The organism is Massilia rhizosphaerae (genome assembly GCF_016093545.1).
In the GTDB taxonomy this organism is placed as follows: Bacteria; Pseudomonadota; Gammaproteobacteria; order Burkholderiales; family Burkholderiaceae_D; genus Telluria; species Telluria rhizosphaerae.
In genome coordinates, this window is sequence record NZ_JADKYX010000025.1 from 35,004 (window position 1) to 58,651 (window position 23,648).

At 66.7% G+C, this 23,648-nt stretch carries 24 protein-coding genes; 22 read left to right on the forward strand and 2 right to left on the reverse strand.

From position 1 onward, the window contains the following. Positions 1 to 8: 8 nt before the first annotated feature. From ISF28_RS26815 to ISF28_RS26890, 16 genes are all read left to right on the forward strand, one after another. On the forward strand, positions 9 to 242 hold the full coding sequence (locus tag ISF28_RS26815; RefSeq protein WP_198120243.1) for a 4Fe-4S dicluster domain-containing protein: 234 nt from the start codon (positions 9 to 11) through the stop codon (positions 240 to 242). A gap of 11 nt (positions 243 to 253) precedes the next feature. After that, on the forward strand, positions 254 to 1,204 hold the full coding sequence (locus ISF28_RS26820) for a HEAT repeat domain-containing protein (RefSeq protein ID WP_198120244.1): 951 nt from the start codon (positions 254 to 256) through the stop codon (positions 1,202 to 1,204). Further along, a complete protein-coding gene (fdxA, locus tag ISF28_RS26825) occupies positions 1,201 to 1,530 on the forward strand; it encodes a ferredoxin FdxA (RefSeq protein WP_198120245.1) in 330 nt (109 codons plus the stop codon). Before ISF28_RS26820 ends, fdxA begins: the two co-directional genes overlap by 4 nt. 55 nt (positions 1,531 to 1,585) lie before the next feature. Next, positions 1,586 to 3,001, forward strand: a complete 1,416-nt coding sequence (locus ISF28_RS26830) for an ABC transporter substrate-binding protein (RefSeq protein WP_198120246.1) — start codon at positions 1,586 to 1,588, stop codon at positions 2,999 to 3,001. Between the two features lie 2 nt (positions 3,002 to 3,003). Further along, a complete protein-coding gene (locus tag ISF28_RS26835; RefSeq protein WP_229519416.1) occupies positions 3,004 to 3,942 on the forward strand; it encodes an ABC transporter permease in 939 nt (312 codons plus the stop codon). Further along, on the forward strand, positions 3,939 to 4,811 hold the full coding sequence (locus tag ISF28_RS26840) for an ABC transporter ATP-binding protein (protein WP_198120248.1): 873 nt from the start codon (positions 3,939 to 3,941) through the stop codon (positions 4,809 to 4,811). The genes ISF28_RS26835 and ISF28_RS26840 overlap by 4 nt, the downstream gene beginning before the upstream one ends. Then, the gene (locus tag ISF28_RS26845) at positions 4,801 to 5,175 is read left to right on the forward strand and encodes a DUF971 domain-containing protein (protein WP_198120249.1); all 375 of its coding nucleotides are present in this window, start codon (positions 4,801 to 4,803) and stop codon (positions 5,173 to 5,175) included. Before ISF28_RS26840 ends, ISF28_RS26845 begins: the two co-directional genes overlap by 11 nt. Then, complete coding sequence (locus ISF28_RS26850) at positions 5,168 to 5,941, forward strand: ferredoxin--NADP reductase (RefSeq protein WP_198120250.1); 774 nt, start codon at positions 5,168 to 5,170, stop codon at positions 5,939 to 5,941. Before ISF28_RS26845 ends, ISF28_RS26850 begins: the two co-directional genes overlap by 8 nt. A gap of 16 nt (positions 5,942 to 5,957) precedes the next feature. Continuing rightward, positions 5,958 to 6,707 (forward strand): electron transfer flavoprotein subunit beta/FixA family protein, encoded by a 750-nt coding sequence (locus ISF28_RS26855; protein WP_198120251.1) that lies wholly within the window; start codon positions 5,958 to 5,960, stop codon positions 6,705 to 6,707. Positions 6,708 to 6,727: 20 nt separating this feature from the next. Then, entirely contained in the window at positions 6,728 to 7,693 is a 966-nt protein-coding gene (locus ISF28_RS26860; RefSeq protein ID WP_198120252.1) for an electron transfer flavoprotein subunit alpha/FixB family protein, read from the forward strand. Between the two features lie 72 nt (positions 7,694 to 7,765). Then, positions 7,766 to 8,509 carry a sulfite exporter TauE/SafE family protein gene (locus ISF28_RS26865; RefSeq protein ID WP_198120253.1) on the forward strand — a complete coding sequence of 248 codons (744 nt, stop codon included), beginning with the start codon at positions 7,766 to 7,768 and terminating at the stop codon, positions 8,507 to 8,509. Positions 8,510 to 8,555: 46 nt separating this feature from the next. Continuing rightward, a complete protein-coding gene (locus tag ISF28_RS26870) occupies positions 8,556 to 8,933 on the forward strand; it encodes a nuclear transport factor 2 family protein (protein ID WP_198120254.1) in 378 nt (125 codons plus the stop codon). Positions 8,934 to 8,978: 45 nt separating this feature from the next. Beyond that, positions 8,979 to 9,422: a thioesterase family protein gene (locus ISF28_RS26875; protein ID WP_198120255.1), complete on the forward strand. Its 444-nt coding sequence runs from the start codon at positions 8,979 to 8,981 to the stop codon at positions 9,420 to 9,422. 64 nt (positions 9,423 to 9,486) lie between these two features. Beyond that, the gene (locus ISF28_RS26880; protein ID WP_198120256.1) at positions 9,487 to 10,068 is read left to right on the forward strand and encodes an RNA polymerase sigma factor; all 582 of its coding nucleotides are present in this window, start codon (positions 9,487 to 9,489) and stop codon (positions 10,066 to 10,068) included. 14 nt (positions 10,069 to 10,082) lie between these two features. Then, positions 10,083 to 10,568, forward strand: a complete 486-nt coding sequence (locus tag ISF28_RS26885) for a hypothetical protein (protein ID WP_198120257.1) — start codon at positions 10,083 to 10,085, stop codon at positions 10,566 to 10,568. Between the two features lie 21 nt (positions 10,569 to 10,589). Next, positions 10,590 to 11,561, forward strand: a complete 972-nt coding sequence (locus ISF28_RS26890; RefSeq protein WP_198120258.1) for a hypothetical protein — start codon at positions 10,590 to 10,592, stop codon at positions 11,559 to 11,561. A 6-nt stretch (positions 11,562 to 11,567) separates the two neighbouring features. Here the strand turns inward: ISF28_RS26890 and ISF28_RS26895 are convergent, their stop codons facing one another. After that, positions 11,568 to 12,065, reverse strand: a complete 498-nt coding sequence (locus ISF28_RS26895; protein WP_198120259.1) for a DUF3016 domain-containing protein — start codon at positions 12,063 to 12,065, stop codon at positions 11,568 to 11,570. A gap of 179 nt (positions 12,066 to 12,244) precedes the next feature. Between ISF28_RS26895 and ISF28_RS26900 the strand changes: the two genes are divergently transcribed. From ISF28_RS26900 to ISF28_RS26910, 3 genes are all read left to right on the forward strand, one after another. Further along, entirely contained in the window at positions 12,245 to 12,994 is a 750-nt protein-coding gene (locus ISF28_RS26900) for a DNA-formamidopyrimidine glycosylase family protein (RefSeq protein ID WP_198120260.1), read from the forward strand. A 189-nt stretch (positions 12,995 to 13,183) separates the two neighbouring features. Beyond that, positions 13,184 to 14,689 carry an HD domain-containing phosphohydrolase gene (locus ISF28_RS26905; RefSeq protein WP_198120261.1) on the forward strand — a complete coding sequence of 502 codons (1,506 nt, stop codon included), beginning with the start codon at positions 13,184 to 13,186 and terminating at the stop codon, positions 14,687 to 14,689. 99 nt (positions 14,690 to 14,788) lie between these two features. After that, positions 14,789 to 16,993, forward strand: a complete 2,205-nt coding sequence (locus ISF28_RS26910) for a hybrid sensor histidine kinase/response regulator (protein WP_198120262.1) — start codon at positions 14,789 to 14,791, stop codon at positions 16,991 to 16,993. A gap of 9 nt (positions 16,994 to 17,002) precedes the next feature. Here ISF28_RS26910 and ISF28_RS26915 read toward each other — a convergent pair whose 3' ends face one another. Continuing rightward, positions 17,003 to 17,320 (reverse strand): hypothetical protein, encoded by a 318-nt coding sequence (locus ISF28_RS26915; protein WP_198120263.1) that lies wholly within the window; start codon positions 17,318 to 17,320, stop codon positions 17,003 to 17,005. Between the two features lie 236 nt (positions 17,321 to 17,556). On the opposite strand from ISF28_RS26915, the gene ISF28_RS26920 reads away from it, so the two are divergent. The 3 genes from ISF28_RS26920 to ISF28_RS26930 all read left to right on the forward strand — a co-directional run bounded on the left by ISF28_RS26920 (position 17,557) and on the right by ISF28_RS26930 (position 23,606). Beyond that, entirely contained in the window at positions 17,557 to 17,949 is a 393-nt protein-coding gene (locus ISF28_RS26920; protein WP_198120264.1) for a PPC domain-containing DNA-binding protein, read from the forward strand. A gap of 443 nt (positions 17,950 to 18,392) precedes the next feature. Continuing rightward, the gene (locus ISF28_RS26925; RefSeq protein ID WP_198120265.1) at positions 18,393 to 23,261 is read left to right on the forward strand and encodes an eCIS core domain-containing protein; all 4,869 of its coding nucleotides are present in this window, start codon (positions 18,393 to 18,395) and stop codon (positions 23,259 to 23,261) included. 162 nt (positions 23,262 to 23,423) lie between these two features. Next, a complete protein-coding gene (locus ISF28_RS26930) occupies positions 23,424 to 23,606 on the forward strand; it encodes a hypothetical protein (protein ID WP_198120266.1) in 183 nt (60 codons plus the stop codon). Positions 23,607 to 23,648: the final 42 nt, after the last annotated feature.

The window sequence follows — 23,648 nt, forward strand, 5'->3', positions numbered from 1 at the left end:
GAACCATCATGACCATCGCAACCACCCGCACCCAGGCGCCCGTCGTCGTCGACCAGTCGAAATGCATCGCCGAGAAAGGCTGCACCGTGTGCGTCGACGTCTGCCCGCTGGACGTGCTGGCGATCGACCTCGTCAGCAACAAGGCATTCATGAAGTTCGACGAATGCTGGTACTGCATGCCGTGCGAACAGGACTGCCCGACGGGCGCCGTGCACGTCGACATCCCCTACCTCGTGCGCTGAAGGGGACGACGATGATCGCAACCCCCATCAACGAACGGCTGCGCAGCAGCGACCCGGGCGTGCGCCGCATCGCGGTGCTCGACCTGCCCTACTCCGACGAGGAGGACGACATCGTGCCGCTGCTCGTCACCGCGCTGGCCGACCCCGACGCGAGCGTGCGGCTGGAGGCGGCCCGCGCGATCGAGGGCTACGAGGAACCGGAAGCGCTGCGGGCGCTGGTGCCGCTGCTGAAAGACGCCGACCCGGAAGTGCGGCGCGCGGCCGCGACCACGCTGGCCGAGCTGAAGGAGCCGGCGTCCGCGCCGCACCTGCTGCCATACCTGAGCGACGACGAAGCGTCGGTGCGGGCCGCCGCGCTGCACGCGATCCGTGCGCTGCGCGTGGACGCGGCGTTCGAGCCGGCCATGGACGCCCTGCGCGACGCCGACGCCGCCGTGCGGCGCGAAGCGGTGAGCGTGCTCGGCTACCTCAAGAAGCCGGAGGCGATCGGCGCGTTGACCAACGCGGCGGCCCACGATCCGGACCAGGAAGTGCGCCGCATCGCCATCGGCGCGCTCGGCTACGCGTCGGAAGTGAGCATCCAGCCGACGCTCAGCCGCGTCCTCGCCGATCCGGCCTGGCAGGTGCGCGAGGAAGCGGCGACGACGATGGGCAAGCTCGGGCTGGCGCTCGGCGTGCCGGACCTGGTGCGCGTCATGGACGACGAGTTCTGGCAGGTGCGCGTGAAGGCGGCGCGCAGCCTCGGCAAGCTGAAGGCGAAGCCCGCGGTGCCGGCGCTGTGCGCGGCGCTGCAGCACCCGATGAGCAATCTGCGCAAGGAAGCCGTGATCGCGCTGGGCGAAATCGGCGACACGCGCGCCATCGCGCACCTGGAACTGGCGCTGAAGGATGTCGACTCGGACGTGCGCAAGCTGTCCAAGCTGGCGCTCACCACCATCCAACTGAACGGAGGCGCGTCATGACGCACGTCGTCGGCGAATCGTGCATCGGCTGCAAGTACACCGACTGCGTGTCGGTCTGCCCGGTCGAATGCTTCCATGAAGGCCCGAACTTCCTCGTGATCGATCCGGAGGTCTGCATCGACTGCGGCGTGTGCGTGGCCGAATGCCCCGTCGAGGCGATCTACGACGAAAAGGACCTGCCGGACGCCCAGAAGGAATACGTCGCGCTGAACGCGCGGCTCGCGGCCAGCTGGCCGCTCATCACGCAATCGACGGACCCGCTGCCGGCCGCCGACGAATGGGCCGACAGGCAGGGCAAGCGCGACCAGCTGGTGGAGGTGGCCTAGCAACGTGGGCAACGCGCCGTTTTTCATCCATTGACTCATCCTGGAAGGATTCAACATGACACTTCGGTTCCTCACCCGTATCGCCGCGCTCTGCGCCACGTTGCTGTGCACCTCGCCGGTCCTGGCGAAAGACGTCGTCACGATCGGCATCGGCACGCAGAGCACCACGACCAATACCGTCACCGGCGGCATCGTCATCAAGGAGCTGGGCCTGCTCGAGAAGTACCTGCCGAAGACGGGCAAGTACGCGAACATCGACTTCCAGTTCGACTGGCAGAACTTCACCTCCGGCCCGCCCGTGACCAACGGCATGATGGCCAACAAGATCCAGATCGGCATGATGGGCGATTACCCGCTGCTGATCAACGGCGCCAACGGCCAGCAAAGCCGGGGCAACGAAACGGAGCTGATCGCCATCATCGCGTACAACGCGGCCGGCGCCGGCAACGGCGTGGTCGTCAACAAGGACAGCCCCTACTACCAGCTGGCGGACCTGAAGGGCAAGACCGTGTCCGTGCCGTTCGGCTCGGCCGCGCACGGCATGCTGCTGCAGGCGATGCAGGCGCGCGGCTGGCCGGCCGATTTCTGGAACCTGGTCAGCCAGACGCCGGAAATCGGCACCAGCAACCTGCGCGAAATGAAGATCGACGCGCACGCCGATTTCGTCCCGTTCGCCGAGCAGCTGCCCTACCGCGGCTTCGCCCGCAAGATCTTCGACGGCGCGGAAACCGGCGTGCCAACCTTCCACGGCGTCGTCGTGCGCAAGGACTTCGCCGACAAGTATCCGGAAGTCGTCGTCGCCTACCTGCGCGCCCTGCTGGACGCCAACGACTGGGTGCGCAAGAACCCGAAGCTCGCGGCCGAGAAGATCGCGCAGTGGACGAAGATCGAGAAGGAAGTCGTCTACATCTTCCTCGGCCCCGACGGCATCCACACGCTGGACCCGACGATCAAGCCGCTGCTCGTGAACGCCGTCAAGACCGACTACGGCGTGCTGCAGAAACTGGGCAAGGTGAAGGCGTTCAACGTGGACAGCTGGGTCGACGAACGCTATCTGCGCGAAGCCTTCCAGCAGCGCGGCCTCGACTACGACGCGCAGAAGCGGTCCCTCGCCAACTACGACATCCAGGGCAAGGACCCGGTATGCGGCAAGACGATCGCCCATCCGAAGGACGCCGGCGAAATCTGGATCGACGGCGGCGACATCGTGCCGCTGAGCTCGCCGGTCTGCACCTTCATGGGGATCAGGAAGTATCAGCAGGCTGGCAAGAAAATTGCTGTGGTCTATTTGTTCGACCACGCGCTCGGCATCAAGGTATTTGCCGACAAGGCGTTCTACGCGGTCAGCGGCAGCGGCGCCGGGATGGAGGTCGTGCCGTTCCTGCTGAAGAAGGACGCACAGGCCAGCGCGGCCAAATCCGGAGGCACCGTCGCAACCTACGAGCAAGTGCTCGCCAAGATGGAGAAATGATCATGGCTCTGATGGACCGTCACTCAATCACGCCGCCGCCACCCGCGGCCGCGCCGCCCCACCCCACCGTGCCGATCCGGCAGCCCAGGCTCGAAGCCATCGAGGGCGGCGCGGGCAAGCGCGCGCCGCACGTACCGTTCTCGCTCAAGCGCTGGCTCGAATCCAAGGTCGGCGGCGTGGTGCTCGGCACCCTGTCGATCGCGGCCGTCCTGCTGGCGTGGCACCTGGCGACGTACTACAAGCTCGACTTCTATGTGCGCTTCGGGAACATCCCGACGCCGCTGGACGTCTGGCACAGCATCCTCGAGGTCAGCCACTCGACCAAGTTCATGGTGAACATCGGCATCAGCCTGCGCCGCGTGCTGATCGGCTTCGCCGGCGCGGCGCTCGGCGGCACGCTCCTCGGCATCCTCGTCGGCCGCTACCGGATCGTCCGCTCGCTGGCGATGCCGGCGATGGAATTGTTCCGCCCGATCCCGGCGATCGCCTGGGTGCCGATGGCCATCATGCTGTGGCCCAGCAACGAGGTCAGCATCGCGTTCATCACGTTCCTGGGCGCCTTCTTCCCCGTCCTGATCAACACGATCCACGGCGTGGAGAGCGTCGACGGGGTGCTGCTGCGCGCCGCGCACAGTCTCGGTGCAAAGGAAAAGGACGTGATCCTGTACGTCGTGATCCCCGGCGCGCTGCCGCACATCTTCACCGGGCTCGCGGTCGGCATGGGGGTCGCGTGGGTCTCGCTGATTGCGGCGGAAATGATTTCCGGTCAATTCGGCATCGGCTACTTCACGTGGGAAGCGTATTCGCTGATCTCGTATTCCGACATCGCCCTGGGCATGATCACGATCGGCGTGCTCGGCCTGTTGTGCAGCAAGGCGATCGACGTGTGCTCGCGGCTCGCCATGCCGTGGGCCGGCGCGGCGGCGGGAGCGGTCAAATGAACGCGCCCGCCAACGAAACCCACACCGGCCACATCGAGGTGCGCGACCTCGACATCAGCTTCCGGGCGCGCGGCACGACCGTGCAGGCCGTCAAGTCCGTCTCGCTGGACGTGCGGCCGGGCGAATTCGTGTCGTTGATCGGCCCGTCCGGTTGCGGCAAATCGACGCTGATGAACGCGGTCGCCGGTTTCACCCGGGCCGACGGCGGCGTGCTGACCTTGGACGGCCGGCCCATCGCCGGCCCGGGTTCGGACCGCGGCGTCGTGTTCCAGCAATATTCGCTGTTCCCGTGGATGACGGTCCGAAAAAACGTCGAGTTCGGGCTTAAGATGAAGGACGTGCCCCTGTCCCAGCGCGAGACGCAGGCGCGCACCCTGCTCGGCCTCGCCGGCCTGCTCGCCTTCGAGAACCACTACCCGGCGCAGTTGTCGGGCGGGATGAAGCAGCGCGTCGGCATCGTGCGCGCGCTGGCGACGAGCCCGCAAGTGCTGCTGATGGACGAACCGTTCGGCGCGCTCGACTCGCAGACCCGCTCCGTCATGCAGGAGATCCTGACGAATATGTGGCAAAAGCTGCGGCTGTCCGTGCTGTTCATCACGCACGACATCGACGAGGCGATCTTCCTGTCCGACCGCATCTACGTGATGACGGCGCGGCCGGGACGGATCAAGGCCGACATCAGGGTGCCGCTGCCGCGCCCGCGTACGCCGGACATGATGGACACGCCGGAGTTCGCAAGCCTGGTCCGCTCGATCAAGAAGCTGATTCGCGAAGAGAGCCTGACCGCGATGGGCGGGGAATTGCGCGACGGCGGTTACGGCGGGCTCAGCACCGAAATCGGACCGGAGGGGGTGGCCCATGTCCTGTGAAGACGCCATCGCGGCGCCGCCGCCGTCGGCCTGGCCCGACACGATCCACCTGGACGGCCAGGCGGGCACGCTGGAACTCGTGTGGGACGGCCGGCATGCGGTGTTGTCGCACCGGGCCCTGCGCCGCTCCTGCCGCTGCAGCGTGTGCGAAAACACGCGCCGGGCGCTGGACGTCGTCCTGCCCGTCGCCGACGACGTGCGCCTGCTGAAAATCGAACCCCTGGGCCCGGCGGCCATGCACCTGGTGTTTTCGGACGGCCACGAGCGCGGCATCTATCCCTGGACCTACCTGAAACAGATGGCATTCGGCCCGGCGACGGGAGGATTGCCCGAATCATTGACGAAAGGATGGCGTGATGAGTAATTTCTACGAGGCGGAAGTATTGTCCGTGCGTCACTGGACGGACCGCCTGTTTTCCTTTACCACGACGCGCGAGCCGAGCTTCCGCTACCAGAGCGGACAGTTCGCGATGATCGGGCTGGAAGTGGACGGCCGGCCGCTGATGCGCGCCTACAGCATGGTCAGCCCGCATTACGAAGAGCAGCTCGAATTCCTCAGCATCAAGGTGCCGGACGGCCCGCTGACGTCGCGCCTGCAGGATATCAAGGTCGGCGACGCGATCCTCGTCGGCCGCAAGGCGTCCGGCACGCTGCTGAGCCAGAACCTGTTGCCGGGCAAGCACCTGTACCTGCTCGGCACGGGCACGGGCCTGGCGCCGTTCATGAGCATCGTGCAGGATCCGGACATCTACGAGCAGTTCGACAAGGTGATCCTCGTGCACGGCTGCCGCCACGTCAACGAACTCGCGTACCAGGAGCGCATCGCGGCCGAGCTGCCGAACCACGAGTTCCTGGGCGAACTGGTGGCCGGCAGCCTGATCTACTACCCGACCGTCACGCGCGAACCGTTCGAAAACCAGGGCCGCATTCCCGACCTGCTGGCCAGCGCGGATTTCTACGACAAGCTCGGCCTGCCGCCGCTCGACATCGAACACGACCGCTTCATGCTGTGCGGCAGCCCCGCCATGCTGAAGGACACCGTGGCCGTGCTCGACAGCCACGGCCTGAAGGAAGGCAATATGAGCCATCCCGGCCACTACGTCATCGAGCGCGCGTTCGTCGACAAGTGATGCACAAGGAGAAACGATGAAAATACTGGTCCCCGTGAAGCGGGTGGTCGATCCCAACGTCAAGGTCCGCGTGAAGCCGGACAACACGGGCGTCGACCTGGCCAACGTCAAGATGGCCATCAATCCCTTCGACGACATCGCCGTGGAAGAAGCCGTGCGGCTCAAGGAAGCGGGTCACGCGACGGAAGTGATCGCCGTGTCCTGCGGCCCGGACGCCTGCCAGGACGTGCTGCGCACGGCCATGGGCATCGGCGCCGACCGCGCCATCCTGGTGCGGACGGACGCGGAACTGCAACCGCTCGCCGTCGCCAAATTGCTGGCCGCGGTGGTCCGGCGCGAAATCCCGCGGCTTGTCATCCTGGGCAAGCAGGCCATCGACGACGACTGCAACCAGACCGGCCAGATGCTGGCCGCCATGCTGGCCTGGCCGCAGGCGACGTTCGCGTCGGCCGTGCGGATCGAAGGCGACAGCGTGACCGTCACGCGCGACGTCGACGGCGGCACCGACACCGTGCAACTGGCGCTGCCGGCCGTCGTGACGGCGGACCTGCGCCTGAACGAGCCGCGCTTCGTCAGCCTTCCCAACCTGATGAAGGCGAAAAAGAAGCGGCTGGACACGATTCCGGCCGAAACCCTGGGCGTCGACGTCGCCCCGCGCTGGACCACGCTGGCCGTCAGCCCGCCCCCGCAGCGCAAGAGCGGCGTACTGGTGCCGGATGCGGCCGAGCTGGTCCGCCGCCTGCGCCACGACGCGCACGTCATCTAACCATTATTCGAGGAACCATCATGACAGTTCTCGTCATCGCGGAACACGACAACCATGTTCTCCATGCCGCCACGCGCCACGCCATCGGCGCGGCCCGCCTGTGCGGCGGCGAGGTGCACCTCCTCGTCGCGGGGCACGATTGCACCGCCGCGGCGCACGACGCCGCCCGCGTCGCCGGCGTGGCCCAGGTGTGGGTCGCCTCCGCCCCGCACCTGGCGCACGGGCTCGCGGAAAACGTGGCCGCCCAGGCGCTGCAAGTGCTGGCGCAGCAGGCGTACACCCACGTGCTGGCGGCGGCCAGCACCTTCGGCAAGAGCGTCATGCCGCGCATCGCGGCCGGGCTCGACGCCGGGCAGATCTCGGAAGTGACGCGGGTGCTCGCGCCCGACATCTTCGAGCGTCCGATCTACGCGGGCAACGCGATCGCGACCGTGCGGGCGCTGGACGCCGTCAAGGTGCTCACCGTGCGCGCCACCAGCTTCGACGCGGCGCCGTCTGGCGACGCCGCGGCAGCCATGCAGGAAATGCCGGCGGTGGACGATGCCGGCACGGCACGCGTCGTCGCGACCGAGCGCACGGCGTCCGGACGGGCGGAACTGGCTTCGGCGCGCGTCGTCGTGGCGGGAGGGCGCGGCCTCGGCTCGGGCGCCAATTTCAAGCTGCTGGAACCGCTGGCGGACGCGCTGGGCGGGGCCATCGGCGCGTCGCGCGCGGCCGTCGACGCCGGCTTCGCGGCCAACGACCTGCAGGTCGGCCAGACCGGCAAGATCGTCGCGCCCGCGCTGTACATCGCGATCGGCATTTCCGGCGCCATCCAGCACCTGGCCGGCATCGGCGACGCGAAGGTCATCGTCGCCGTCAACAAGGATCCGGAAGCGCCGATCTTCGGCGTGACGGACTACGGCATCGTCGGCGACCTGTTCGACGTCGTGCCCGCCCTGCTGGCCGCATTGCGGGAAGAGGAAGGAAAACGCCTCGCCGCGTAATCATTTTTTCTCCGTAACTTGTCATAACCAGTTATAATGAGTTTCCCGAACCGTTACGATGAGACCCTGCCGATGCACACCGGACTTGCACTCACATCCATTGCCATCGGCATCCTCGTCGGCGCGGCCGGCGTCGGCGGCTTCTTCATGCCGCCCGCGCTGGTGCTGCTGATGGACATGGACATCCACCAGGGCATGGCGTTGTCGCTGTTCACCTTCATCTTTACCGGCATCGCCGGCGCTCTCTACTTCCACCGCAAGGGCAGCCTGGACTGGACGCTGGTGCGGCCGGTCTGCCTCGGCGCGGCGGCGACGGGCTATGCCGGCGCATGGCTCGGCCATCGTCTCGACACCGCGGCGCTGTCGATGGTGCTGGCCGCGGTGATCCTCGTCGTCGGCACGTACACGTCGGGCGTCGGCGGCGAACGGGCCGTGGCCGCCATGCCGCGGGGCGCGCGCCAACGCTGGCTGATCCTGGCGGCGATCGGCGCCGTCACCGGGTTCTTTTCCGGACTCACGGGCATCGGCGGCCCGGTGCTGTCCGTGCCGCTGATGGTCCTGTGCGGCTATTCCGTGCTGACCGCGGTCGGCGTCGGACAGGTGCTGCAAACGGTGGGCGCCTTGTCCGGCTCGCTCGCCAACCTGCATTACACCGGCATCGACTACCGGCTTGCCGCCTTCGTCGTCGTGTTCGAAATCGCGGGCGTGCTGGCGGGCGCCATCGTCATCCACCGCGTCGACGGCGCCCTGGTCAAGCGCCTCGTGGGCGGACTGTGCATGGTGGCCGGTTGCGGGTTCATCCTGCGCAGCCTGTAGGCGGCCGTTCCATGGCAGAATCGGGTTTTCGACTCCACCCGACACCATGTCCGTCCCGCCCTCCCCCGAAGCCGTCGTCCAGCGCCAGCTCGACGCCTACAACGCCCGCGACCTCGACGCCCTGCTCGCGACCTATGCGCTCGATGCGCGCCAGTATGCATTGCCGGCGACATTGCTGGCCACGGGCCACGCGGAGATGCGCCCGCGCTTCGCCGCGCGCTTCCAGGAGCCGGACCTGCACGCGCACCTGCTGCAGCGCGCCGTGATGGGCAACATCGTCATCGACCACGAGACGGTCACCCGCAATTTTCCCGAAGGCCGGGGCCAGGTCGACCTCGTCGCGATCTATGAAGTGGTCGACGGCCTGATCCGATCGCAGACGGTACAGGTGAGCAACCAGCGCCTCGACACGCAAGCGGACTGAATTTCCTCAACCGGACACCCTACCCGCACCGGGTAGAATGCAGACATGGCACGACTGATACTTACCTTCCCCGAAGACCAGTACTACTACACGACCCTGCTGACGGTGCGCGTCACCGACATCAATGCGGCGAACCACCTGGGCAACGACTCGATGATCTCGATGATCTCCGAGGCCCGGGCCCGCTTCCTGTTCGAATACGGCGTCCCCGAAACGGAGCGCGACGGCACGGGCATCATCGTCACGGACCTCGCGACGACGTACCGCGCCGAGGCGCACGCGCGCGACCAGCTGCTGTTCGAAGTGGGCGTCATGGACTTCAACAAGTACGGCGGCGACATCATCTTCCGGGTCACGCGTCCCAAGGACAAGACCCTCGTCGCGATGGCCAAGCAGGGCTTCGTCTTCTTCAACTACAAGACGAGCCAGGTCGTCGCCATGCCGGACGATTTCCGCACCAAGTTCGCGCGGGTGAACTGGGTCGACTGAGCGCCCGAAAAAAACTGGAACTTTCCGCGCGCGCCGCCGGAATATGGGTTAAACACAACGACCCATGACCACGACCCTTCACGACACCGACCTGCTGCGCCGGATGCGCGGCGGTGCGGCCGACGCTTTCACGGCCTTGTACCGGCGCCACCAGGGTCCGCTGTACCGCTTCGCGCTGCTGCGCTGCGGCTCGGCCGACGTCGCCGCCGACGTGGTGCAGGAAACGTTCATGGGCCTGTTGACGGAACGGTTCCGGTTCGATCCGCTGCGCGGACAGCTGCAGCACTTCCTGTTCGGCGTGGCGCGCAACCTGATCCTGAAACACGAAACGGCGCACCAGCGTCACGTCGTGTTGTCCGGCCCGGACGACGATGACGGCGACGCCGGGCCGGCGGACGACGCGGCCTGTCCGCTGGGACGCCTGCTGGACAACGAGGCCGCGGAGGAAGTGCGGCGCGCGCTGGCGCTGCTGGCGCCGCATTACCGCGACGCCGTCATCCTGTACGAGATGCACGAGCTGTCGTACGCCGAGATCGCCGACGTCTGCCAGGTCGACATCGGCACCGTGCGTTCGCGCCTGTCGCGCGGACGGGCCGCGCTGGCCAAGCGCCTGGCCGGCTGGCGCGCGGCGAGCGACGCGGCATGACAAGGAGAGCCACCATGGACACCCGAAAAACGGACCGCGATCCCCTGTTCGACGCCCTGCGCGCGGAGGTCGGACGGCTGCAGGCCCCGCGCGCCGTCGAGAAGGAATTGCTGCAGGCGTTCGCCCGGCTGCATGCGCCGCGGCGGCGCTGGTATCACGCCCTGGCCGGCCGCGGCTGGACGCTGGGGTGCGGCGCGGCGGGCCTCGCGGCCGGCGCGCTCGTGCTGGCGTTCGCGCTGCGCCCGCCCGCCCCGGACGGCGGCCCGCACGCCACGCGCGTCGCGCTCGACGACCAGGGCGTGTTCATCGCGCTGGACTCGGCCGAGCGCATCGCCGCGGAACCCGCGCCGCGCGTGGTCGCCGCCGACGTGCCGCGCACGAGCCTGGCCGCGCTGGGCGTGCCGCTGACGCCGGAAAACGCGGGCGAATCCGTGCGCGCCGAGATGCTCGTCGGGGCCGACGGGCAGCCGCTGGCCGTGCGCCTCTCCGCCATCCAATGATTTGACCGACAAGAGGATGCCATGACAACCAAGACACCGATGCTTGCCCTGCTGCTGTGCGCCGTCGCCGCGCCGGTCCTGGCCGACGACACGGCCACCCAGCCGGCCAAGGGCGAGCTCGTACTGCACCGGGACGGCAGCACGACGATGCGCGCCGATTCGATCACGGTCGCCCCCGACGGCACCCTCGCCGCCTGGATGCGTCCCGTCAAGAATGCCCCCTATAGCGCGCAAGTCGTCCGCGAACACGCGCAAACCCTGGCCGACGGCAACCAGATCGACGTCCGCCGCGGCCCGATGGCCTATTACCGCGACAGCGCGGGGCGCACGCGCCAGGAATTCGTGGACGGCAAGGGCGAGCTGCGCGCGGTGCGGATCGACGACCCGGCCGCCGGCGTGTCCTGGACGCTCAAGCCGCAGGAGCGCGTCGCCATCAAGCTCGACCGGCACCATCTCGTCCATGACATGCGCAAGGACGGCCCCCTGCCGTCGATCGAGCGCCACACGGCGCCGGACGGCCAGCAGGAAGTCATCGTCAAGCGCGTCGTGCGCGCGGACGCCGCCGCCCGCCGGCATGTCGAGCAGGACGTCCGCATCCAGCTGTCGAAAACGATGGCGGCGCACGGCATCGCGTCCCTCGCCAGCGCCTTCGACGACGCCAAGTGGTCATCGAAGGCCGTGACGAAGGACCTGGGCACGCGCGACTTCGGCGGGATCAAGGCCGAGGGCAGGATGCGCAGCTACGAGATCCCTGCCGGCGCGATCGGCAACCGCAATCCGATCGTCGTGTCGGACGAGACGTGGACGGCGCCCGACCTGCAGGTGACCGTCTACACGAAACACAGCGATCCGCGCAGCGGCGACGTCGTGTTCCGCCTCGAAAACGTCAAGCGGGAGGAACCGGCCGCCGCCCTGTTCACCGTACCGGCCGATTACACGGTGCGCGAAGCGGGGGCCCGCTGGCGCGACTGGACGTCCGGGGCCGTCAAATGAATACCGTCAGCGCCGGCGCTTCTTGATCGGCGCAATGGTTTTTTCGAACCAGTTGTCGATCATCTGCTTCTCGTAGCGCAGCGGCTCCGTATCGAAGTAGTGATTGAACGACTGCTGGTAATTCATGTCCTGCAGCTGCGCCTGGCCGCTCTTGACCACCGCGCCGTCCTGCACGACCGCGTAATTCAACTCCATGCGCGGCCAGTCCGCGCGTCCGCTCAGGATGCGCAGGTCGCGGCCCAGCCGGATGCTCGGGACGAGGTGGCCGGCCGGGTCGAAATCCGTGATCTCGATGCGCAGGTCCTGGCCCGGCGGCAGGTTCTGGCCCAGCTTCTTGAAGTGGTCGGTGATCTGGTCCAGCATCTCCTTGCGCTCCCACGTCGGGAACGGCAAGTCATGGAAATTCTCGGGGTGCACCCACGTGACGTCGACTGCGGCCGATACCCTGCCCGCGGCCAGCGCCAGCAGGCCCGCCAGGGCCATCGTCTTCATGAACGATTTCATGATCTTCTTCCTTTCTTTCTCCGAACGACTACCGTTAATACCTGATTCTTATACGCCGGTTTCCGTGCCGGGTCCGTTATTGAATCGTCTTAGTTTGTATCCAAATGTTAGTCCCCGCACAGGTATAACGAGCTCTTGCCCGGCACAATCCCAAACGGGACAACACGCAAGGGTGCATCATGCCGGAAGGCCCGTCATTGGTCATCTTGAAAGAGCAGACGGCCCGCTTCGTCGGCCAGGAGATCGTGCGCGCCGAGGGCAATACCTGGGCCATCGACACGGCGCGCCTCGTCGGCCAGCCGGTGGTCTCCCTGCGCACCTGGGGCAAGCATTTCCTGATCCAGGTGCCGACGATGGTCGTGCGCATCCACTTCCTCCTGTTCGGCACCTACCGCGTGGACGAGCGCCGCGACAAGCCGCCGCGCCTGTCGCTCGGTTTCGCGGACGGCGGCGAACTCAATTTCTATGCCTGCTCCGTGAAGGAAATCGACATCGACATCGACGCCTGCTACGACTGGGCCGCGGACGTCATGTCGGATGCATGGGACCCGGCTTTGGCGCGCAAGAAACTCCGCGCAGAGGCCAAGAAAAACGCGGACGCGCTCGTGTGCGACGCCCTGCTCGACCAGGACATCTTTGCCGGCGTCGGCAACATCATCAAGAACGAGGTGCTGTTCCGCATCCGCGTGGATCCGCGGTCGACCGTGGGGGCGCTGCCGCCGGCCAAGCTGCGCGCCCTCGTGCAGGAAGCGCGCCAGTACAGCTTCGACTTCCTCGAATGGAAGAAAGCCTTCGTCCTCAAGAAGCACTGGCTGGCCCACAATCAGAAAACGTGTCCCCGCTGCCATATCCCGTTCCACAAGGCGCACCTGGGCCGGACGAATCGGCGCAGCTTCTGGTGCGAGCGCTGCCAGAAGCGTTACGGTTGAACGGCATGACAAGACGGCATAAATGGCAGGGAAGCAATCCGTTGCGACATTGTGACTTATTGCACTGCGTCATTAATATTTCTTGTTGTTAATGATCACTGCTCATACTACAATCATTTCAGACTGGTGATGCTCCACCGCAATGCCGTTGTTCATCGACCTGAAACGTTCACGAAATTGGATCGTCAAATGTCCTTCCTGTCCTCAGCCGCGCCGAAGCTTGCTCCATGGAAAGTACTGCTCGTCGACGACGAACCGGACATCCATGACATCACCAAGCTGACGCTGTCGCGTTTCCGCCTGGACGGCCGCAGCCTCTCGTTCCTGCACGCGTACAGCGGCGCCGAGGCCAAGGACATCCTCGCGCGCGAACACGACATCGCGCTGGTGTTCCTCGACGTGGTCATGGAGCGCGAGGACAGCGGCCTGGAAGTGGCGCGCTGGATGCGCCAGGAGCTGGACAACCAGTTCACCCGCATCGTGCTGCGCACCGGCCAGCCCGGCCAGGCGCCCGAGGAACGCGTAATCGTCGACTACGACATCAACGACTACAAGGAAAAGACGGAGCTCGACCGCACCAAGCTGTTCACGACGACGTTCGCCGCCCTGCGCGCCTACCGCGACATCATGAAGGTCGAGGACGCCCGCCGCGTCCAGCAGAATTACCGCGAAGGCCTGGAGCGCGTGATCTCGGCCTCGTCGCACCTGTTCAAGCAGCGCAACCTGAAGGATTTCGCCAGCGGCCTGCTGCAGCAGGTCGTCGCCCTGCTGCGCCTGGAGCAGAGCATGCTGCTGCGCGTGGCCGGCGCCAGCGTGATCGCGGGCGAGAGCGAGTACGAGGTGCTGGCGCGCATCGGCGACGTCGGCGACGAAGACATCGGTCCGGAACTGATCGCCCAGCTGGACGAGGCGCGCCACAACCGCATCTCCAAGCTGCATGGCGACACGTATGTCGGCTATTTCCCCAACAACAGCGGCAAGGCGTCGCTGCTCGTGCTCAAGGGCGTGGAAGAGATTTCCGAGATCGATGTGCAATTGCTCGACGTGTTCTGCTCGGGCGTCGCCATCGCCTTCGACAACATCCTGCTGAACCAGGAAATCACCGACACCCAGGCCGAGCTGATCCTGCGCCTCGGCGACGTCGTCGAATCGCGCTCGAACGAGGCCGGCAACCACGTGCGCCGCATGGCCCAGGTGTGCCACCTGCTGGCGCTGGAATCCGGCATGCCGGACGACGAGACGGCCGTGCTGATGCATGCCGCGCCGATGCACGACGTGGGCAAGATCGCGACGCCGGATGCCGTGCTGCTGAAACCGGGCCGCCTCACGCCCGAGGAATGGGACATCATGAAGCTGCACCCGACCATCGGCCTGCAGATCCTGGACGGCTCGCAGCGCCCGATCCTGAAGGCGGCCGCCGTGATCGCCCACCAGCACCACGAGAAGTGGGACGGCAGCGGCTATCCGCAAGGCCTCAAGGGCGAGGACATCCACCCGTATGCGCGCATCGTGGCCGTGGCCGACGTGTTCGACGCCCTCACCCACGAGCGCGTCTACAAGAAGGCGTGGCCCATCGACCAGGTGCGCGACTACCTGCACGAAGTGGCGGGCCAGCACCTCGATCCGCATTACGTCGACATCCTCATCCGCAACATCGACAAGGCCGCCGAGATCAACGAGCGCTGGCCGGACTGACGCATTGGCATCTCCTTTCCCGCAGGCCGGGACAAGCTAAGCATTGTCGGGTAGTATGCAGAGCTCCGAGGCAACATCATCCCGACCGCCACCCGGCCCATGCGTATCCGAACCCGACTGCTGATCCTGATCCTCGTGATCCTGGTGCCCGCCTTTGTCGCGGCGATACTGGCCGTCTGGTATGTCTACCAGGAAGAACGGGTGGCCCAGGAAACGAGCGTCAAGGAAGCCGTGCGCGCCTTCTCCCTGGTGGTCGACAACGAACTGGAAACGAAGGAAGGCATCCTGCGCGCGCTGGCGAATTCCCCCGCGCTGGCCAGGGGCGACTTCGACAACTTTTATCGCCACGCCAGCTCGCTCGCGCCGGGCGACGAGACGGGCATCATCCTGATCGGCCTGGACGGCCGCCAACTGCTCAACACGCGGGCCCCGCTGGGCGCGCCGCTGCCGTTCCGGCGCGCGTCGAACATCGACCTGCTGATGAAGCGGACCGGCGCCGACCGCACGCTCGTGTCCGACCTGTTCGTGTCGGCCATCCTGCACCGCCACGACTTCGCCATCCAGGTGCCGGTGCGCGTGGACGGCGCCATCCGTTATTACCTGTCCATGGGCATCAATGCGGCCACCCTGCAGAACGTGCTGCGGGAACAGCGCTTCCCCGCCGAGTGGCAGGCCACCATCCTCGACCGCAACGGCAAGGTCGTCGCGCGCTCGCTCGACGCCGACCACTACCGCGGACATTCGGTCAGCAACCTGGCGCTATCCCTGTTCGCCGCGCACCGCGAGGGCGTGTTCACGAGCAGGAACCTGGCCGGCATCCCCGTGCAGGCCTTCTACAGCACCGTGCCGGCGTCGGACTGGAAAGTCCTCATCAGCATTCCCACGGCCGACCTGCGCCGCGTGCCGCTGCATGCGGCGATGTTCCTGGCCACCATCATGGCCGTGCTGCTCGTGCTGGCCTCGGTGGCCGCGCGCTGGTTCGCGCGCCGCGCCGCCGTCCCGATCGAATACCTGGGCCGCAGCGCGGAAGACCTGGGCGCCGGCCGCGAGGTGCACTACCAGCCCCAGGGCGTGATCGAGATCGACGCGGTGGCGCAGCGCATGGCCGAGGCCAGCCGCCAGATCCTGGCGGCCCAGGGCGAACTGGAGCAACGCGTGACCGCGGCCGTCGCCGCCAGCGAGCGCGCCCAGACCGCCCTCGTGCGCGGCCAGAAACTGGAAGCCCTCGGCCGCCTCACGGGCGGCATCGCCCACGAATTCAACAACCTCCTGCAGACGCTGACGACCGCGCTGCAGCTGGCCTCCCTGACGGCGAACCAGCCCAAGGTGCTGAGCCTGGTGGACACCTGCAAGCGCACCGTGAACCGCGCCACCGCGCTCACGACGCGCCTCGGCTCGTTCGGCCGCGTGCAGGACGCGCGCCTGCTCACGGTCGACCCGGGCGAGCAGGTGCGCGGCTCCGTGCAACTGCTGCGCGGCGTGCTGCTCCAGGGCACGCGCATGGAGGTGCAGTGCGCGGACGACGTGTGGCCCGTGACCATCGACCCGGTGCAGTTCGACCTGGCGCTGCTGAATCTCGCCATCAATGCGCGCGACGCCATGCCGGACGGCGGCCGCCTCCTCATCGAGGCGCGCAACTGCACCCTCGAGGCGACGATGGAACGCACGGGCGGCGACTACGTGCGCGTGAGCGTGGCCGACACCGGCACGGGCATGCCGCCCGAGGTGCAGGCGCGCGCGCTCGACCCGTTCTTCACGACGAAACCGCCGGGCCAGGGCTCCGGCCTCGGGCTGCCCCAGGCCTACGCCTTCGCCACCCAGTCGCGCGGGTGGCTGACCTTGTCGAGCACGGTCGGTGCGGGCACCGTCATCGACATCTATCTGCCGCGTTCGCGCCAACCGCTGTCGGCCGTGGCGGCACGCGCCGACGCCGAGGGCCCCGGCCGCGGCAGCGGACGCGTCCTGTTCGTCGAGGACGACCCGCTCGTGCGCGAAGCCGTCGTGCGCGGCCTGGAAGACTGCGGCTTCGACGTGATGGTGGCGGCGGACGGCGACAAGGCCCTCGCCATGCTCGACGCCGGCCTCGATGCCGACGTCGTGTTTTCCGACATCGTCATGCCCGGCAAGGTGAGCGGCATCGACCTGGCCGGCATCCTGCGCGAGCGCCGCCCCGGCCTGCCGGTGGTGCTCGCCACCGGCTACACCGAGCAGCGCGCCGTCATCCCGGGCGTGCAGGTGCTGGCCAAGCCCTACGAGATCGACCAGCTGGTCGAGCTGCTCTCCAACCTGTCCGGCAACCGCTGAAGCAAGCCCTTACAGCGTCAGCGTGACCAGTTCGCCCGCGACCGCGACCGTGCACAGGGTGGCATTGAGCTGCCCGCCCGACGGCGTGCTGCAGTCGGCGCTGACCCGCTTGCCCTGCCATGTGCCGCCGAATTTGCCGTCGCCGTGCAGCAGCGAAATCTGATCGTCGATGACCTTGTCGCCGTTGACGAAGATCCGGACATCCGAGCTGTCGACCAATTCGCCGTGGATGGCGACCTTGCCGTCCCGGCTCGTGTAGTGACTCCCGGTTACCGGCACGAATGCGGCGCAGCCGGACAGTGTGACGCCCAGAACAGCCCCGATCATGAATTTTGTTGACATCTTTGTGTATTTTCCGCTTATTTGCACGGTTATTCCCTAGAACAGAGAATAATACGCGTATTTATACGGAACGCACTATTCAAATATCGCAACACTCGTTATTTTTTTGTAATGTAAATTTCGGTCAGAATATGCATTTTTCATTTTCCACACGGAAACTTCTGGTTGCAGCCGTGGATGGGCGCCAGGCGTAGAATGAACCCATCATGGAGGACGTGAACATGCAAACCCTGCCTTTGCGGATCGGCGCCGGCCAAGACTTGCGCGCCGTGCTCGACGCCCTCGTCGCACAACACCACGTGGAAGCCGCCTTCGTGCTGCAAGGGATCGGCAGCCTGTCGGTCGCCAGGCTGCGCTTCGCCGGCCGATCGGAGTTCACGGAATTGCGCGGCGACCTGGAAATCCTCACGCTGGGCGGCTCGCTGTCGCCGGACGGGCCCCATCTGCACGTGTCCGTGGCGGACGACGGCGGGCGCGTCATCGGCGGGCACCTGGGGCCGGGGTGCATCGTGCGCACGACGGCCGAGATTCTTGTGGCCTTGCTGCCGCGGCACCGGTTCCGGCGCGAATTCGATCCGGCGACCGGATTTGATGAATTGTTCGTGAAGGCTTAGGGCGCCAGCTGAACGATGATTTTCTTGGCTTTGACTCAACAAGGTCTTCAAGAACTCTTGGCCGCCCCTGAGGGGGCCTTCGTGGGCCGTCTTCACTAGGCCGGCATTCATGACGTAGAGTTCACCTCGACATCGTTGCTGCCGATCCGGATCAATGGTCAGAACATAGCAAGCGCTCGGCCACCTGACCGGGCGGCTGCTGTTTGCGCGCGAGCCGTATGAGCTGGACGTGGAGCGAGTCATCCGGCACGCCAGGCAGTGCGGCTGCGCGCTGGAACTCGACTCGCAGCCGGCACCGCTGGACCTGAACGGCAGTTACTGCATGACGAGGAGCGCATTGAGCAAGTGATGCCGCGGGTTACAATGCCCCGCAAACCCTCCCCTGCAGAGCCGGGCCGCCTGGCCCGTCGCCGGGCCCTTGACAAAACGCGAAGGATCGCCAGATGCAGCAAGCAGAGAAAGCCCTGAATCCGGCGGCCGAAACACGTCAACGGCAGCCGGCCGCCGGACGCACGGACGCGCACGCGACCTTCGCTGACAAACGACCTGAAGCCAGCGCGCAGGACGAGCTGTTGCAATTGATCGCGCAAAGCCCACGCGTGGATGCGTTGGGGGCAATGAACGAGAGCATTCAGGACAGCCCGCGCATGGTGGCGCAGCGGCGCCAATTGAGCGGCATCTTCGGCGGGGGGGCGCAACAGGCGCCGCTGCAGGGCCGGCTTGGGACGCTGCAGCGCAAGGAACCCGACGAAGAAGAGTTGCGGATGAAGGCCGCGCCGGCGGCGCCCAATCGTATCGGCCTGCCGGATGGCCTGAAGAGTGGGATCGAATCGCTTTCGGGCATGCCGATGGACCATGTCCGGGTCCACTACAACTCGTCGCAGCCTGCGCAACTGAACGCGCTGGCGTACGCGCAGGGCAGCGACATCCATCTCGGCCCCGGCCAGGAACAGCATCTGCCGCACGAAGCCTGGCACGTCGTCCAGCAGGCGCAGGGACGGGTGCGGCCGACGACGCAGATGAAAGATGCGGTTCCGGTTAATGACGATCAGGGGCTTGAGCGTGAAGCGGACGTGATGGGGGCGAAGGCTGCGAGCGTGCAGCTGGAGGCGGACACGAAACCGCGCCCCACGCCGAGCCGCCCGGGCTTGCGGCAAGGAGGCAGTGGATCATCCATCCAGCGCAAGGACGCCAAAACCAAGGCCAAGGATCGCAAGATCGACCTGGGCGAGAAGGCCATCCTCGGCAGCAAGGACAAGGCGCTGGTCGCGCCGCGCGGCGCGTCGCTGGCGGACGACCCCGAGTTCGAGAAGCGGGCGGTGGAGTTCGAGAAGCGCCTCGGCCACTTCTGCTTCAACCACCCGCGCGCCAACCAGGCCGCTGGCAGGCTGTGTGCGCCGATCCTCGGCTACATCAAGGCCAAACTCGCGCGCATCGAGGGCGACAAGGCCAAGCGTGCCGAGGAGCGGCGCCTGTACACCGCGCTCGCCGGGCAGGCGACCTACGCGGGCGCGGTGGCAAAGAGCGACAAGTCGGCCGACGACGAGACCGACCTGCGGGGCCTTGTCGGCCCGATCACCGCCGTGATCGACAGCGGCAACCTGCGTGAACGCCTGAATCTGGTTGACCAGTTCATGCGCATCCTGGGCGCCGACTTTGCCGCTGCGCACGGCGACAAATACGCCGAGTTCCGCGCGATCGCGGAAGAGGCCAAGCTCGATCTCGAGGCGCTCGACGAGCGCAACAAGACGCTCGCCGACAAGCATCCCACGGAACGGAGTCTTGCCGACCATGCGCCCAAGGACTCGGCCCTGGTCGAGCGTGACACGATCCGCGTGATCACCAGCGACCCCCGTCCTTTCTCCGACATGTGCGCGCGCGACATGCGTACCGCCCCCCTCAGCGAGCGCGAGAGCCAGCACCAGAAGATAGGCAAGCCGAAGGACAAGCTCAAGTTCACGGAAGGGGCCAAGCAGTTCGCGATCAACGAGGCGCATGGCTGGGTCGAACAGATGCGCACGCTCAGCCTGCCGCTCAAGGCAGGCCCCTCCGGCCACACGCAGGTGTTCATGGAGGCCAACCGCTTCCTCGGCGCCGCCGTGTCGCCGTTCGACATCCGTCTCGCCAGCATCGGTCATCTCCTGCCGATCAACGCGCACAGCCTCGTCGAGATCCTCGACGTCGCGCAGCATCACGGCTGCCCCTACGAGCCGGGACCGCTCATGTACCGCCAGCTCCTGCCGATGTCGACGCAAGAGCTGCGCGTCGTCGGCGGCGGCCGCTTCCCGGACGAGAAGACCGACGAGGAACTTCGGCGTAACGTGAGCGCCGAGCAGCGCGCCAACATCCCCGAGCTGAACGACCTCGAGCTGGCCAAACACAAGCAGGCGCAGGAGGCGCGGATGGCCGGCGCCCTCGCCGAGATGGGCGTCGAGAAGGGCGCGGGCGGGCGGGTATCGGAAGTCCTGAAGGCCAAGGACGGCAAAGGCGCCCAGACCCGCGGCGCCATCGAACGCGTGCTGCGCAACCCCATCAAGACCTACGTGCAGCGGGAGGCGCTCAACACCGCCGACAAGAGTGCGATATCGACGGAGAAGGCGGACATCGAGGCGGCGAAGAAAAAGATCGACGAGGCGCTCGGCGCGTTGGGCGTGAAGAACCTCGGCAAGTATCCCGATGCGTACGAGCGCTGCGTCAAGCACTTGCAGAACTCGACGCTCACGACCAACCTGCCCACCACGGCCTTGTTCTCGGTGCTGCGCGGGGGCTACCTGAACCGTGCGGAACGCACCCAGGGCACTGCCGACAGCAACAAAATCTTCAACCCCGACTACGGATACCCCGACTACGCCTACACGCGCGACCAGGCCGAGCGGCGCCTGCACCACCTGCCGCCGATGCACCCGCACTTCGTGCCGGAGGACATGCAAGAGGCGTACGACGAGGTGCTCGAATCCCGTATCAAGGGCACGAAGAGCGAGCACGCGAAAGGCGTCTACAAGAAGGAGGAGCAGGGGCCGGTCATCAAGGTGACGTCGGAGACCGGCGAGGAGTCCTATCCGCTCGAGGACCCGCGGCGCCCCGCGACCGAGGTGTTTCGCGGTCGCGAGTACCTCAAGGCCGTGGATGAGCCGAGCGAGCCGCTGTCGCTGCCGGGCGACCGCCCGCACTCGGCTGCGCTCAACCCGCTTGGCTACCGGAGCGGCGGTGCGCCGTCGGTGGCGTACGGCAAATCGAGCCTGGTGTGGAAGCACGAGGTAAACAAACGCAGCACGTACACCGGGATGGACAGCAAGGACTACATGGTCGAGGGCAAGGCGCTTTCGCGCGGCGGCCCTCCGACGGGCCTGAACGTGCGCGGCGTCGCCTCGTTCGACCACATGGCGCGGGTGCTCATCCACTGCGACCCCGGCACCTTGCGCGCCATCGTGTACAAGGCGCTCGACCTGCAGAAGGATGGCGTCAAGGCCCCAGCGATGCACGCGTGCGGCGCGGCGCTGTCGTACATCGAGGGGCAGATCTTCGGGCAGATAGATCTCTCGCGCGACGTCGAGAAGATCATCATCGACGAGGACGACCTCGATTTGTGGGAGGAGGGCCTGCTCAAGACCGACACGATCAAGACGGTCGCGCCCAAACCCAAGGCCGAGACCAAGCGTGATTTGCTCGCGTGGGCGGCATCGCTCGGCGTGCCGATCCAGTTCATCCGCAGCGGCCGCAACAAGGCCGACGCGAGCGGCGCCGGCCCCCACCTCACTGACGTGGCCGAGCAGTGGGAGGGCGTGGTCGAGAGCACCCTCACGGACATGCAGGCGCGGCGCTGGCATGCCGCGGCCGGCGCCCTGTTCGCCATCGCCCACGGCGCCGAGCCCACGGTCAAGGGCGGCACGTGGGGCACCTACAAGGGGGTGGGGCTCGGGAGGCTCAAGGCACTGCGCGACCGCGCGGAGCAGATGTGCAAAGCCCGCGAAAAGCAGGGGCCGAACGTCGACAAGAAGAAGCTCCTCGACGGCGTCGCCGGTCTCGCGCACGAGGCAATCACCGAGTACCTGATCAACGCGTCTGCGGTCGATCACGACTACCGGGCCGACCTGCAGCGGCTCGCCCTGCAGGTCGTGTACTGGCTGGGGAAGTGCATCGTCGGTATCCTGCCGCACACTGTCGAGGAGACCCAGTCGCAGGAGGAACTCGGGACGCGGGAGAAAGCGTCGCGACGCGGCCCGCGTCCCGACGGCAAGCCCCAGGTCGTGGTGGAGTCGTCGGTGAGCGACCAAAACAGCAGCTCGAAGAAGAAGGGGCCGACCAACCCATCGAGCTCGATTCCCTCCAGGCTGAAGCCGAAGGAAAAGCAGCTTAACGAGCAGTTCGCCGCGCCGCGCGGCGACAGGAACCTCGACGTGTTCGATACAGGCGGCGGCGGAGACTGCGGCATCCACGCGGTGCTCGGCGAGTTCGACGGAGGCACGGGGCAGATGCGGCACGCCAACCCCGATGCCATGCGGGTCCAGCTCGCCGAAGCGATCCGCGCCAGAGAGGACGTCCATCCTGCGTATTACGACCTCATCGCTGACCTGCTGCGCCAGATATACCTTAAGGTGATCGCGGGCGAGGCGCTCACGACTGACGAAAACACCGCGTGGCGCGAGTTCCGCGCTATCGAAGGGATCGAGCAGCGGCTGCACGAGCTGCTCGAGGCCGAGAACCAGCGCTACCAGCGCCTCGGTGTCGAGCGCGGGCGGATCGCGCAGGCCTACCTCGAAGGGATCGCGGGAGAGTCGGCGACCTTCGAGCCGCTGCGCCAGTTCCTGGTGCAAGAGGTGCTGCGCTCAGGCGCGAAGTCCGACGCCGAAGCGCGCGCCGTGATTGGTCGCGCCAACGCCGGCCCGGCGCGCTCGGCGCAACTGCGGGCGCTTCCCTACGTCTACCTGCGCGGTCTGGTGGAGGCGAACCTCGACGGACTGGCGCGGGCCGGAGCCGAGGTCCCGGCCCTCCAGAAGCTCATCGAAAGCCAGCGGCAATATGGCCACAACGTGAACGCGGCGGTCGCCACCTTCCGCCCGCTCGTCGTCGAGCACGCCGAGCAGTTCCTGGCCGCCTACTCACGATGCGTGCTGGTGCCCGGCTACTACCTGCGTGACCGGGACGTGATGTTGCTCGCTGATATATACGGGCGTCAAGCCGTGCTCTACCGCCAGCACGACGAGCACCCTGGCCAGTACCAGGTCATCTCCGGCAACCCTGACGCGGAGAACGCTGTGCACGTGTTCCACTCCGGTGCGCACTACGAGCACGCCACACTGAACGGACGTTGATCTGTTGATCTGTTGATCGCGGAGACGCAAGACCTCTACTGGCGGTGTAGAGCTGCGGTCACGTGCACTGAACCGAAGCTCAACAGGAACTGCGGCTTTGCTGGTGGCAGTCAGTGCTTTCGGCGTAGCATTATAGTTGTCACCCCATCAAAAAGAGGTGTCATGAACGACGTTGCGCATACGTGCAACATCGCCGCCATGGCGGACACGACGAAGAGCGGCTGGATCGCCAGCGGCCCGCGCGTGCTGGCATTCGAACGCGCGCTGTCGGCATCGTTCGGCGGCCGCCATCACGACGCGCACGAAGGCGCGAGACCGTCACGATTCCCCTGCACTGCGGGATGAACGAGGCGGACGTCGACCGCGTGTGCGCGGCCGTCGCCGACG